This is a genomic window from Orlajensenia leifsoniae (assembly GCF_004570845.1).
In the GTDB taxonomy this organism is placed as follows: Bacteria; Actinomycetota; Actinomycetes; order Actinomycetales; family Microbacteriaceae; genus Orlajensenia; species Orlajensenia leifsoniae.
In genome coordinates this window covers 91,282-104,516 of the sequence record NZ_SPQZ01000009.1, presented here as the reverse complement: position 1 = coordinate 104,516, position 13,235 = coordinate 91,282, and the positions used below count along the sequence as shown (strand labels likewise).

11 protein-coding genes are annotated in these 13,235 nt (G+C 63.6%); 5 read left to right on the top strand and 6 right to left on the bottom strand.

The window, feature by feature from the left end:
• The 4 genes from E4M00_RS17180 to E4M00_RS17165 all read right to left on the bottom strand — a co-directional run.
• The coding region (locus E4M00_RS17180) for a 50S ribosomal protein L25 (protein WP_135121694.1) at positions 1–287 on the bottom strand (287 nt) is incomplete at its 3' end.
• A gap of 202 nt (positions 288–489) precedes the next feature.
• Positions 490–2,904 carry an AAA family ATPase gene (locus tag E4M00_RS17175; RefSeq protein WP_135121693.1) on the bottom strand — a complete coding sequence of 805 codons (2,415 nt, stop codon included), beginning with the start codon at positions 2,902–2,904 and terminating at the stop codon, positions 490–492.
• Positions 2,905–3,249: 345 nt separating this feature from the next.
• Positions 3,250–3,567, bottom strand: coding sequence for a hypothetical protein (locus tag E4M00_RS17170; RefSeq protein ID WP_135121692.1), 318 nt, complete (start codon positions 3,565–3,567; stop codon positions 3,250–3,252).
• Positions 3,568–3,825: 258 nt separating this feature from the next.
• Positions 3,826–4,569, bottom strand: a complete 744-nt coding sequence (locus E4M00_RS17165) for a potassium channel family protein (protein WP_135121691.1) — start codon at positions 4,567–4,569, stop codon at positions 3,826–3,828.
• Positions 4,570–4,639: 70 nt separating this feature from the next.
• Between E4M00_RS17165 and E4M00_RS17160 the strand changes: the two genes are divergently transcribed.
• The 5 genes from E4M00_RS17160 to E4M00_RS17140 all read left to right on the top strand — a co-directional run bounded on the left by E4M00_RS17160 (position 4,640) and on the right by E4M00_RS17140 (position 12,348).
• Positions 4,640–6,109 carry a DUF3375 domain-containing protein gene (locus tag E4M00_RS17160; protein ID WP_135121690.1) on the top strand — a complete coding sequence of 490 codons (1,470 nt, stop codon included), beginning with the start codon at positions 4,640–4,642 and terminating at the stop codon, positions 6,107–6,109.
• Positions 6,102–6,836 carry a DUF4194 domain-containing protein gene (locus E4M00_RS17155; protein ID WP_204773037.1) on the top strand — a complete coding sequence of 245 codons (735 nt, stop codon included), beginning with the start codon at positions 6,102–6,104 and terminating at the stop codon, positions 6,834–6,836. The genes E4M00_RS17160 and E4M00_RS17155 overlap by 8 nt, the downstream gene beginning before the upstream one ends.
• Entirely contained in the window at positions 6,833–10,195 is a 3,363-nt protein-coding gene (locus E4M00_RS17150) for an ATP-binding protein (RefSeq protein WP_135121689.1), read from the top strand. The genes E4M00_RS17155 and E4M00_RS17150 overlap by 4 nt, the downstream gene beginning before the upstream one ends.
• Positions 10,153–11,421: a Wadjet anti-phage system protein JetD domain-containing protein gene (locus tag E4M00_RS17145; RefSeq protein WP_338033201.1), complete on the top strand. Its 1,269-nt coding sequence runs from the start codon at positions 10,153–10,155 to the stop codon at positions 11,419–11,421. The genes E4M00_RS17150 and E4M00_RS17145 overlap by 43 nt, the downstream gene beginning before the upstream one ends.
• A 174-nt stretch (positions 11,422–11,595) precedes the next feature.
• Positions 11,596–12,348, top strand: a complete 753-nt coding sequence (locus E4M00_RS17140) for a hypothetical protein (RefSeq protein WP_135121687.1) — start codon at positions 11,596–11,598, stop codon at positions 12,346–12,348.
• A 105-nt stretch (positions 12,349–12,453) separates the two neighbouring features.
• On the opposite strand, the gene E4M00_RS18295 is transcribed toward E4M00_RS17140, so the two are convergent.
• Entirely contained in the window at positions 12,454–12,981 is a 528-nt protein-coding gene (locus tag E4M00_RS18295; protein ID WP_167756951.1) for an NAD(+)--rifampin ADP-ribosyltransferase, read from the bottom strand.
• Complete coding sequence (locus tag E4M00_RS17930) at positions 12,948–13,100, bottom strand: hypothetical protein (protein WP_167756941.1); 153 nt, start codon at positions 13,098–13,100, stop codon at positions 12,948–12,950. Before E4M00_RS17930 ends, E4M00_RS18295 begins: the two co-directional genes overlap by 34 nt.
• Positions 13,101–13,235 lie beyond the last annotated feature (135 nt).

Sequence of the window (13,235 nt, the reverse complement as noted above, 5' to 3'; positions counted from 1 at the left end):
TGCTCGATGATCTGGCGGACCGGGTCCTTCTGCACGTCCTTGACGAGCACGAGCTCGGTCTTGCCGTCGATGTCGAGCTCGAGCAGGGCGTTGGCCTTGCGGAGGATGAGTCCGATCTGATGGGCGGGCAGGGTCACGTGGCGGGGGTCGGAACCGTGGCCGTAGATGACGGCCGGGATCTTGCCGACGGCGCGGATCTTGCGGGCAGCGCCCTTGCCGAACGACCCGCGAACCTCTGCGGCCGGATCAGTACTGAGTTGGTACTGACCCTCAGATTTATCAACCATGACACGATGATAGGCGCGCGGATGACTCAGAGGTATAGAGCGCGCCTGACTTAGAACCGCTCAGTCGAGCCCGGGCGCAGAGATGGCGGCCGATCCGTTGAGCGAACAACACCATCTAAACGTTTGTGACGGTCTGCTCTGCATTGCCGCGCACCACTCGCTGAGTCACGTTGTCTCCCCGCGCAATGCGTCTGGCTCCTAGTCAACCCGGCGATCCGCGACCGTGTGGAACAGCCATGAGCTCACTCTCGTCGATTAGCAGGGCCCGACACATCGAGGAGAAGTGGTCTTGATCCACGGCGCTCATCATGCTGAACAGCGAGCGTAGCACGACCGTAGCCTCACTCGGATCGAGCATCGCCGAAACATTGCCTTCTTCGTTGTGTGAGTAGGCGTGTAGGTACCTCTCTACGTGGGTTCGGATCGACTGGTCGTGGACAGCGCCGATCGCAGCTCGCATTCCAGCATGAAAGTCTCCGATGTGCTCCGGGTAGCGGAAGCTCAAGAATGCTTCCATCATCTTGCGCGCCGCGTTTGGTGCGAGCGCGAGCAAGTCCATGCGTTCTGCGAGGCTGAGGTCCGGAGTCGCATCAATGACGGCCGTTGCAACCCGTGCGAAGAGAAAGTGATACAACGACCTGAGACGCCGACTCTGTCTTCTATCTTCGGTCCAAGGGTCAAGTTGCGGCAACCGACGCAGCACTCCCGAACGATGCGGCCTGTACCGCATTCGAATCTCGTGCACCGTGTAGCCGCCTTCAAGATGTCGTCCAGCGTTCTCTAACTGGATGATCCATTGGCGAAAGAGCTCAAAGTTGTGCGTAAACAGGAGGATTTGGCTCGCGAAGTTATCTCCGACTAGTGCCGCCCATAGAAATGAAGAGACCCCGAAAAGGATGCTGTCATCCAGGCTCGAAACGGGGTCATCGATGACCACGATCGGTTCATCTCCGGGCACCACTTCTCTTCGGATGCTGGCGAGAAAATGCAGCAATGCGATCGCCGTGCGCTCGCCTTCGCTCAGGTGCGTCGCGGGCTCATCGCTTCGTTCGATCCGATAGTGTTTGCCGTCCGTTGTGGTTTGGAACCTCAAATCTCCGCGCCCGAGGAGCCTCTCTACGTCGCGGGTCAGAATCTCTGCAGTCGGCACAGGATCTGCGCTGACGTTTCGCAGCGCCACGATTCGCTGCCCGAGTAAACGAAGTTCCGTGTCGAAGTCGTTCGCCTGCTCCTCTTTGTCACGCACTTCTTGGGCGCGTTCGGCGTACTCCTCAGAAAATGCCCTCACGCGCGCGAGTTCGACTCGTCGTGCGGCAGCGGCCGCGGCTTGGCTGTGCAGGTCTCTCTTCTTGGAATGCTTCCCAACTACAGCCAGAACGCCGGCGATCGATGGCGGTTCAAGCGGCAACTGGTTGTCCGGCACGTCAAGTTTCTGGAAAGGGTTCGCCCTCTTGGAGCCGAGGAGATCGATAAGTTCGCTGGCGCTCTTTGCGTACCTGTCTTGGGCGTCGCGATATGCCGATCTTGCGGTCCGTAGCTCGCCAGCGAGTTCGGGGTAGAGGTCGCCGTCGCCAGGTATAAGGGAACTGAACTCCTTTTTCCTCAGAACGGATGATTCGAGCACTGTGACAACTTGGTCGATTTGCCCCTGAAGCGCCGTGACCGCGTCATCGAAGTGCGCCACCAGTTGATCTCGCCGCTGGTCTGAAATTCCCTCACCGCAAAAGAGGCACGTGTTCAGGTTCGCGTGAAGCGGAATGCCCGCCTGTACCCATATTGCGCGATCGGGATGGTTCCGGAGCTCCTCTATAACTCTGGCCGAAACCTGCTCGGACAATAGACCTCGAGCTCTTTGAAAAAGTGCCGTCGCATCAATCTCAGATTCTGTCCCAATCACCGAAACACTGGGCATCGCGCTCGAAACCGCCGTAGCCCTGTCCGCCGCTATGTCGGTTGATGCGCCGTCGAAGACCGAGGCATCTCCTTCGAGCAGCTTGCGCACGCTTGCTTTCGTGTATGTATTCGTCGCTCGGTATGTGGCGACGGGCGACTGGCGAAGGTCCTCCACCACCTCGCCGGCGATCTCAGTCATTCGCCGCTGCAACAGCTTTTCTGCAGACCTCGCCTCAGACATGGCTGATCGAGCCTTCGGGGTCAACTCATCCTTGCGCGCCTCCGCTGAAATCAGCTCCTCTGCCGCCTTCACATTGGGCTTGCCGAGCGTGAGGAGGCTGTCGGAACTTGGCCCCTCGTCGTCATCGAACCGGAGATTCTCCCTTACGTAATCCGCGTTGAATACGCGTACGCGCGACCAAAACTCCGAAGAATGCTCCGTGGCGAGGACCATGGTTCCCGCGGCGTCTACGTCTATCTCGATCTGAGAACCGTGTGGTACAGAATCGGGGTCAGAACAGTCACGAAACAGACTCGCGAGAGTGCTTTTGCCACTTCCGTTGGTGCCGTAGAGGACGTTCACCCGGGCAAGCGGCTTGGCGCGACCTTCATCTGTCCAGCTCTGAAACGCGCGATAATTCGCGACTTTGCGGATCCGGGTGATTTGCGCCTTAGCCATCTCCGCACCTGTCGGCTTCCCTGTCGATTTACGATCGCTGGGCATCCGCCGCCGACCCTGTCGACTGGACCCTATCGGCGCCGGCCTATCTCTCAGGTGTGACGCGCTCGTCTACCGTGGTGTTGGGTAGCGGACCGTGTGCCGACTGACTGTGTCGCCAATTCAGACACTGCCGCGCCGTGCAGTCACACTGCGCCACTGCGAATATCATGGCGTTACTTTGTGCAACGGCCGTCTTCGCGACGCTTCCCACGACGACCACGCTGACTGTTTCCTGTAGCTCCATCGTTCCGGATCAGGCATTCGCCCAAAGCGATTGGGCACGCCGCGTGCCGCGATGCTCCACTAACCATGAAGCAAAACAAGCTGCGTCCTCAATCGCATGCCTGTTTATTCCGGTCGATCAAATTCCCAATCGCTGACGTCTGAATCGACGCGAGCGGCCTCTTTCATCGCCTCAGCGATCTGATCGTCCGTCCAGCTGAACCATTCGCCGAGCCGATGGAGCCACTCATCCGTATCGGAGTGATCGAAGGCCCCTGGATGCTTGAACCTGTTGGCAAACGCGCTCCCGGCACATGCTTTGAAAATGAAGCTTTGCTGTTCTAACGGACCCTCCTTGTATTTAGTGATCTGATCATCGATCGAGGGCGCTCCCCATGTGGGCGCTTCGTTGCGCCCGGGAAGAGTAACGAATGGCTCGGGCATGTGCCCGAGAATAACGATTCGGAGAATGGACTAACAAGTCATAACCGCGAGTGGTCTGAGCGAGCGGGAACCGATCTCCGTGAGGGAGAAGAGCCTCCCTCTCACGCGCGCTGTTCGCCCCGGCGAAAGATCACTCGGGTGGTCGATCTGGCAGCTCAGTTCGATAGTGGAGGTTTGATCCCGAGGCCTGCCGCGAAGGACTCCCTTCCGGCCTCCGCCTCAGGAGCCCAGTTGCTCGGCTGCGGGCGGTCAGCAACATCAGCTCACCGATTCGTGACTGCGGCCGTCGGCCAGGGATTCGATGATCGCTCGGAGCGCCGTGATCTCAGCGGTGAGTTCGCCGATCTCCCGCCGGGTTGCCGCTTCCTCCAGCGCTTCCTTCTTCTCTGCGTTCTGCTCGACCTTCTCGACGATCCACGACGCGAGGGTGGCGGTAACGACACCGATAAGGGCGATGCCGCCAATCATGACGCCGACCGCGACGAGTTGTCCGGTGCCGGTGACCGGGAAGTAGTCTCCGTAGCCCACTGTGGTGATGGTCACGAACGCCCACCACAGTCCGTCCTGGAATGTTTGGATCGATCCGCTCCCGCCTCGTTCAGCGTCGAGGACAGCGAGCGCGGCGACGTAGACGAGGAGGGCGGCGGCTCCGGCGGCGTAGACGATGACGCGGCCGCGGAATGCCGCCCCGGCGGTGCGGTTCAGGATGGTGAGCAGCGTCACCAGACGGAGGAGCCGGAGTGGCCGGAGCATCGGTAGGACGACGATGAGCAGGTCGAACAGGTGGGTGTAGAACCAATGCCAGCGTTGCTTGGCGAGTATGAGGTTGACGATGTAGTCGGCTAGGAATATCCCCCAAGTGATCCAGATGATCAGTTCGAGCCACGCGGTGGTGTCTGCCGGTGGTTGTGCGATCACCTCGATCGAGTAGGCGATGAGGAAGATGAGGGCGGCTGCGGCAAGCGGCCATTCGGTCAGTTTCTGCCAGCGTTCTTGCGTCATAAGGACCTCCGTGGGTGGGGTGCGGATGGGCGCGTCACCAGTGTCGCAGCCACCGACTATGGTTGCTGCGATGTCGAATACCCGCGCCGAAGCCGCTTACCAGCGGTCGCTCACAGCATTTAAGAATCCGACACTCGACCTCCTCCACGGGCGCTACGCACCGTTCGTCATCGCCATGCTGTCGATCATGTTCACGACCGGCCGGACCTCGGTCGCTATCGCTGATGCTCACGCCGAAGTCGGCGAGTCCGTCGACCAGCTTCGAGCTGCCGGCTACGACGAAGACGACCGGCGACTGCCTGGTGGCACCGCCCGCGAGATCTGCCGTTACTGGGTGAAGCTCGGGTGGCTCGTGCCTCAGCTCGAAGACGACACCGAGGTGTACCGCCTGTCCGCTCACGCGGTCGGTGCACTCGAGGTAGCAGGCCGCGCCGGCGGCACCACCGGGCGTGTGTCACGTTCCCGGGTCCGGACCCTCCTGGACGCCGTCGACCGCCTCGCCCGCGACGCCGAGTCTGACCCCGCAGAGCGGATCGCCAGGCTGAAGGAAGAGCGTGCCACGCTCGACGGGGAGATCGCACGCCTCGAACGTGGCGAGGCGGAACCCATCGATGACGAGCAGCTCCTCGAAGAGGCAGAGAACGTCATCCACCTCACGCGAGAGCTCCCGGCCGACTTCTCACGAGTGGCCGAGTCGATCAAGGCCATGCAGCGCCAGGTCGTCGCCGAACTCCGCCGGGACGTCCGTCCGACCGGTGAGATCCTGCGCGAGTACCTCGAAGCCGGCCAGCACGTCATGCAAGCGACAGCAGAAGGCCGCGCGTTCGACGGAGCGCTGCGCCTGATCGGCAGCCCGGAACACATCGACCGTCTGACCACCCAGCTGCACACCCTCCTCGCTCAGCCCTTCGCGAGACTCCTCACCCCAGCTCAGCGCATCGACCTCGACGCCATCGGTCGCCTCGTCGAGCAGGGTGTCCAGGAAGTCCTGACCGCGCAGCGACGGGCATCCCAGGTGATCACGTCACAGGTGCGCACGCACGACCCGGTCCGTGACCGGCAAGTCGATGACCTGCTCCGCAGCGCCATGTCCGGCCTCCACGACTGGATGCAGACCTCGAAGTTCAGCGACCGCGTCGAACCGATACGAAGCTTCTCCGTCGCCGAGGTCGGCCACCTCCGACAGACCCTCGACGACCTCCGCCCACCCGGCGCCCCCGAACCGCTCACCGAGTCCGACGACGTCGAGTTCATCGACGCCGACACCCGGGCCTGGGGCGGACCCCGTTACCGGGAGCTCGAGGAGTACGTCGGGACGCTCGGTGACGAGTTCGACCTCGCAGCAGCGTTCGACGGCGCTGACGACAACACCCGTCGGCCGGTCGACCTCCTCGGCCTGCTGGAGATCGCCCACCGCAACGGCATGACCGAGAGCGACAGCGTCTCCGTCGTCGAGACCATCCGACCCGACGGGACGAGCCGCAGGTTTGCCTTCGGCAGCGTGACAGCCCGCACTGCGAAAGAGACCAACGATGACTGACCACGAAGAAGACCTCGAATCCCCGACGGCGGACGAGTCCTTCATCGCCCCCGTCGCGATGGAGGAAGACCCCGACCGACTCTTCGCCGGCGACCGCGGGAGACTCGACCCCGAGGTGCGACGAGTCCTGGTCCGCCTCGTGCAGCGCCGGTTCCTCCTTGCCGACAGGAACCGCGGCGACTGGGCCGTCCTGCTCGAGCACCAGAACGTCATCGAGTCGCGACTGAACGACCTGTTCCTCCGACTCGAGGTCGACCGTGACCGCGGTGTCGCGTACAAGCAGCAGATCCGTTCCGACGAGCTCGACATCCCGATCCTGCTGAGGGATGAGGCTTACACGCGCTCTGAGACCCTCGTGCTCGTCCACCTCCGCACCGTTTACCAGCGGGAGTCGACCGCCGGCGAGGAGTCGCCGCGCGTGGATGTCGAGGACGTCGAGCAGACAGTGCTGACGTACTTCGCCGACGCTGACGGAGACACCGCCAAGCGTCAGAAGATGATCCGCGCCGCGCTCGGCCGCCTCCGTCAGGAAGGTGTTGTTGACGAGGAGTCGGAAGGTCGGTACCGCATCACCCCGTTGGTGGAGATCGTCCTCAGCTCGGGGCGTCTCCGGGAGCTGGTGACGTGGCTGGCTGAGCATAAGAGCCAATCGCGCTCCATCGATCTCGACGACGACACCGACTCTGACCTGGCGGATGAACGTGACCTCGAAGGAGCCTCCCTGTGACGATGATCGACACCCTGTTCGGGCTCATCCCGGCAGCATCGCGTGGTCAGCAATGGCTGGCCGAAGAGCTCCAGCTGATCAACTGGGGTGGCTACGACAACGGCCCACACAGGATCCGGTTCTCCCCCGCCGCGACGCTGCTCTGTGGCGGGTCCGGTTCTGGCAAGTCCACCCTCATGGACGCGAACGTCGCCCTGATGATGCCGCACACCACCCCGTTCAATGGAGCCTCCAACGGCGGCGTCACCGGCCGCCCTCGCGGCGCGGACCAGCGCAACATCCTCTCCTACGGGCGCGGGAAGACGGATGAGACCCGCACAGAGGACGGCACGAAGCTGACGGTGCTCCGCGGCGATGGCAGCGACACGTGGAGCGCGATCGCAATGACGTGGGTCGACCACGACGGTTCCCGGTTCACCGCCGTCCGGGCCTGGTACATCCCCGCCGGCGCCCGTCTCATCGATGACACCGTCAAGGTCCGCGCGACAGTGAACGGTGCGATCCGTCTTGGCGTGCTCGAACGTGCGGCGGAACAGCGCCTCAGCGACGCTTCCGTCAAGGCTGCCGGCTTCGAGACCTTCTCCACCGACAAGGAGTTCTCCGCCCGACTCCACAACGTCCTCGGCATCGGCGCCGCCGGCTCCGGCGCGAAAGCCATCAGCCTGCTCGCCCGGATCCAGGCCGGCCAGCAGATCACCACCGTCGATGACCTCTACAAGCGGATGGTCCTCGAGGAGCCTGAGACGCTGAGCACCGCTGACGCCGTCGTGGCTCATTTCGATCGTCTGGAAGGCACCCGGAACCGGATGGTGAACGCCCGCCAGCAAGTGCAGGCGCTCACCCCGATCCGTGGGATGCGGACCCGGATCGAGGAAGCAGCTGAACGCCTCCGAGTCATCGACGCCGTCGGGCGCTTCTCTGACCCGTCCTCCCTCGCATCCCTGTGGCGCGCGAACCGCCGGCTGGAGATGCTCCGTGCTGTTGAGGACGAGCTGCGCGCCAGCTCACGCACAGCCGAAGCGCTCGTGCGGGAGACACAGGCCCTCGCTGAAGCGGCCGAGCTCGAACGTGACAGCCTGAACGATGTCCTCCGCGCCGCTGGAGGTGACCGCCTCGAGACCGCGAACCGCGAGCTGCGTGGCGCCCTCCTCCGTCTCGCGGACGTGGAGCGTGAGCACGCCCGACTCGAGGAAGCTCTCACAGTGCTCGAGGCCAAGGCCTCCACGGCGAAAGAGTTTGACTCCCTGACCGCCGCGGCTACCAAGGCGCTCGGATCCGACGATGCGAAGACGACGGCTCGCGAAGCCTTCGTCGAAGCCAGCAGCACGAGCAAGGCACTCCGTGTGGAGCTCTCCTCCCTCGAGGCGGAGCGTCGAAAGGCGGTCGACCGTAAGGGCAACATCTCGGAGCGGCTGCATGAGTCCCGGGCTCTGCTGGCGGCAGCGGCCGGCCTCACCCTGGAGGATCTCCCGTTCGTCGGCGAGCTCGTCGAGGTGCGGACCGAGTTCGAGCCGTGGCGGGAAGCGTTCAACCTCGCACTGGGCGGATTCGCTACGACGCTGCTGATCGACGTGGCGCACCTGACCGCGTTCCGGTCCGCCATCGAGTCCGTCCGCACCGCTGACCGTCTGCGTTACGAGGGCGTCCACGTTGGGATGGCTCTCGCCGGCGACGGTGACCTGAGCACCCTTCCCGGACGTCTCGACCACAAGGGCGGCCAGTTCACCGGGTGGCTGCAGGATCGTCTCGCGCAGCAGTACGCGTTCGTCTGCGTCGACTCGCCCCGCGAGCTGTCCCAGCACCGGATGGCCCTCACTATCACCGGTCAGACTTCGCAGGGCAACCGCGGCGCTCACGGTGGTCACGGACGCGCCAACGTTCTCGGCTACTCGAACCAGCGGTACCTCGCTGATCTCGACGCTCGAATCGAGGCGACGCGGGTCCAAGCGAACGCGGCGAAGGACGCAGCCGACGAGGCGAACCTCGCTCTCGACACAGTCGAGGAACGGCATGCCGCTTACAGGACCGTCCGCGGCCTGACGTGGGACCAGGTCGATGTCACATCCGTTGAGCAGGAACGCGATCGCTGGACCGGGATCATCGAAGAGGTCACAGCCGGCAACCCTGAGATCGCTGACCTGAAGGCGCAGATCAAGATGGTGTCCGCGAAGGCCACCAGCCTGCGGGAGGACATCGGCGGCGCAAAGAAGGAGCAGGAGCGACTCGCCCAACTCTGGGCGAACGTCACCGACGAGGTCGACGCCGCGCAGATCGTCATCGATGACGCCGAGAATGCCAAGCGCGACCTCTCCGATGACCAGTCGACGTACCTCGATGCCCAGTTCCTCGCGCCGGACACCACTGCGGAAGCCACCCCCTCAAAGGTGCTGGACCGGTTCGACGCCGCGCTCGCCTCAGCCGCCCGACGCCTCGAAGCCGACCAACAGGCAGCCATCGACCAACTCGGGGAGCAACGAGACGCCCTCCGTCGCACCATGACCGCCTTCCTCGAGCGGTGGCCGAACCCGAACATGCTCGCCGACCCGGAACAGTCGTTCGCCGACTTCGACCGCATCCTGGTCGAGCTTGAAACGAGCGGCTTCCATGACCTGCAAGACGAGTGGCGTGACAGTCTGCTGAAGCTCTCCGGCAACGACCTCACCAGCCTCGACTCGAAGCTTGGGCAGGCGACCCGTGAGATCCGAGATCGGATCGAGCCGATCAACGCCATCATGCGGGACCTCCCGTTCTACGACGACGACCACCGGCTGCAGATCACTCTCAGCGAGAACCAGTCCGAGGTTCGGAAGCGGTTCCGTCGTGAGCTCCGTGACGTGCGCGCGGCCATCGATGCTGCGACCACGGACGATGAGCGCGAGCAGGTGTATGGACGGATGGCGAAGCTGATCAGCCGGATGCGCCGCACCTCACCGGACTTCGAGGAGCTCGTCGACGTCCGCAACCATGTCCGGGTCAGCGCCGAGCGGATCCTCGCGGCGACGAACCAGCACGTGGCTCTGTACGACCACATCGGCGAGAAGTCCGGTGGCGAGTCGCAGGAACTCATCGCGTTCATCGTCGGTGCAGCCCTGCGCTACCAGCTCGGTGACGCCGGAGCGGAACGCCCCCGGTACGCGCCCGTGTTCTTGGACGAGGCCCTCATCAAGGCCGACGCTCACTTCACTGCGCGCGCGATCGGCGCTTGGCGAGGTCTCGGCTTCCAGCTGATCATCGGCGCTCCGAACGACAAGTACAGCGCCATCGAGCCGCACGTGGACGTGGAGTACGACATCCTCAAGGACACCAAGAACCGGTCGTGGGCGAAACTGAAGGTCGGTCTGCCGGAGCAGTCCGCGTGACCGCCCGCCTGCTCAGCCCCTCAGACGTCGCGGCCGCCGTCGCGAAGCACGTGAACACCACCTGGGCTGAGCGGGTCTGCGCCGAAGTGGCCGGCGGCGAACAGCATCCATTCTCAGTGGCTGTCCGGAGTGGGGTCACCGGAACGGCATCCGTCGAGCGAGTGGGCTTCGACGTCTGGCACGACTGGAAAGTCAGTTGGGGCATCGCCGACCTCAGCGGCGTGCCCGGAGCCCGGGTGGAGAGCAGCGATGTCACCGTCGCCGGGAACCGTTCAGCCGTGCCACACCGCCTCCATGGGGACACCCTCGAATCCGCGCTCGGTGTCCTATGCGCCCTCGGCGGGAAGGGCGTGAGCGTTGACATCGATCGCGCGCGCAACGTGGCAGCTCGGCTGCGAGAAGCCGGCGCAGAGGTGACGCCAGCCACCCTGAAGAGCACCGTCCGCCTCACCGACGCCGACATCGACGTGGTCATCGACGCAGTGGGATGGCTCGAAGGCCACACCGATCTCAGCGAGTGGACTACTCGGCAGCTTCCCGTCCCCGGGATGCACTCCAAGTGGCTGAGCGGTCACGAGAACCTCCTCCGATCACTCATCGGCCGCGACATCCGAGTGGAGACCCGCCCGCGCCTGTCGGTCGCTCACTTCACCTACGTCGACCCCGACTACCTCGCCACCGGCGGACGCCGGCACGACGCCTGGATGACCGGGGACCACCACAAGGTCGCGTACCTGCCGAGGAACGTGCTCGTCGTCGAGAACCGCGACTGCCGGCTCTGGTTCCCGGAGCTGCCCGACACCATCGTCGTCGAAGGCAACGGGAAGGCCGCGGCATCATCGCTGGCGGGCATCGACTGGATTACGGAAGCGGCGACACTCGTCTACTGGGGCGACATCGACTCAGACGGATTCGCCATCCTGGACCACCTGCGTAGCGAGCTGCAGCCCCGAGGGATCCGAGTCGACTCAATCCTCATGGACGCCCCCTCGTGCGCCCGATACGCGGAGTACGGCGTGAACCGCGACCGACGCGGCGCGCCGTTGACTGCCGCAACTGCGCGCCTGCCACACCTGACTTCGGAAGAAGCGGAGGCCTACGCGAGCGTAGCCACCGCCGGCCACGTCCCATTCCGACGGATCGAGCAGGAGAAGATCGACCTCGCTGATGCGAAGACGGCTTTCGAGAAGGTCATCGCCAAAGTAGCGACGCCCGGTCACGAATGACGGATGCCTCGCATATCCGGAACTCTCGACCAAATCAGATCGGAGCAACCGCGCCCGCTCCTCGAGGCGTCATGGACGGTTGAGAAGTGACCGCAGCACCAACCGCATAGGTTGCTGGCGGATTCGAGTCGCGCCGGTCCCCCATACCTTGTGCCTTTCGAGTAGCGTCGCATCGTGGCAGAGCTCCCGTCCCCTGAAGCGCTCGAGGCGTTCATTCTGCGGTTTCTTCAGGACAAGAGTCATTCGGAACAGATCATGGTTCTTGCCGAATACCAGAGCGATTTCCTTGTGCTGTTCGGTTTGATTCACCGAGTGCGGCGACTCGCACGGGCGTACATCCTGCTCCGCAAGCAGGCCTTCACGACCGAAGGTGAGGTCCTCGTCCGCGCAGCCATGGAGCACGCCGTTACGGCGCAATATGCATTCCTCACGGTCGGCGGCATCGAACGCTTGAACAACAGCCTCGGCCAAGCGCAGAAGAAGTACGCAGCCGTGATTGCCGCCAGCTCCCCCAGCGCAGAACGTGACGCCTGGGCAGCCGCGCTGCCTGATCCGACCGGCCCGCAGCTCCCACCATTCTCTGGAGCCGGAATCATCGGCCAGCTCGACACGATCAAGTTTCTGAAGACGACTTACAAGGTCCTCTCCCAGACGGGCCACGTGTCACACGAATCTCAGACGGACGCCATCATCGAGGTCGACGGCGAGTATCGCCTTCAACCAGAGCCGGAGCCATTCTTCGAGCACGAGGTTCTCTATGCTCTCACCGGCTTCTGTCTTCTCGCGGCATGGATAATCGCTCGACTGGAAGGCAATACCCGGGAAGAGGCACGTCTTCAGGAGTTCGGTGTACAGCTGCACGTTCCATGGCGACTCGACACCCATCTGCCAGCCGAGAGGCGACGATTTCCCAACGAAAATACATAGCAGGCGGGTGATACTCACAGCTGGCGACCGACGCCCCTCACTGTGCGGAATGCGGCAGCTGCCGCCCACCTCTCAGGGCATTTGGGCCGGCGGCCGCCGTCGTCGTCAGCTCGATGACCTGTTACCGGCCGACCCACGCGCCTCGGTCCTGTGTAGATGGTCGTTCAGGATCGGGGATGCTTCCTCCGGTGTCGCCCACAACGGGAGCAACCGGTTCAGATGCCCCTGGTTTAGCCCATACGCCTCCATGTGACGATTCAGCTGCATCTGTCCGCGCCGATCCCACATCAGGCGCCCGTCGTCCCAGGTCGTGTATGGCTGACGGGCTCGCCCTGCCTCGGACGGCGACAAAAGGGTGTCGTACTCCTCCACCTCGAGGATGAGTGCACTTCTTGCTTGGAATCCAGCTGCAGGGAAGTCAGGATCCGATTCCGTATCTCCCACTGGGGCCACCCGATATAGGGCGCCATGCCCGAGTCCTTCCGTCATGAGTGACGCGTACGCCCGAGCAAGCTGACGATCCGTCGTGAAGTAGACGCGGTTCTTACGGGCGATCGGATCGTAATTCGACACGCTGATCGCATTCGTCAGCTCGGGACTCAGCAGCCGATCGCCGACCTGCAGCCCTGCCACGCCTCCATGCCAGAACGTCGTTCTGGCGGCGACTTCCCGCGCTTGGCGACGGCGAGCTTTGTCAGTACTTGCCTTACCCATTCTTCTTGCCCGCCCATTTCGTCGTCGGTCTCGTCCATCCACGGTACTCATAGCTGGCACCACGGCAGGGCCGCCGCAGCTGTGCGTCCGCCGCGCAAGTACGAGTTTGAGTGATGAACCAGATTCCTGCAGCGCCTCCCGAAGGCCAACGAAAGGAATCCGCCAACCCGCGG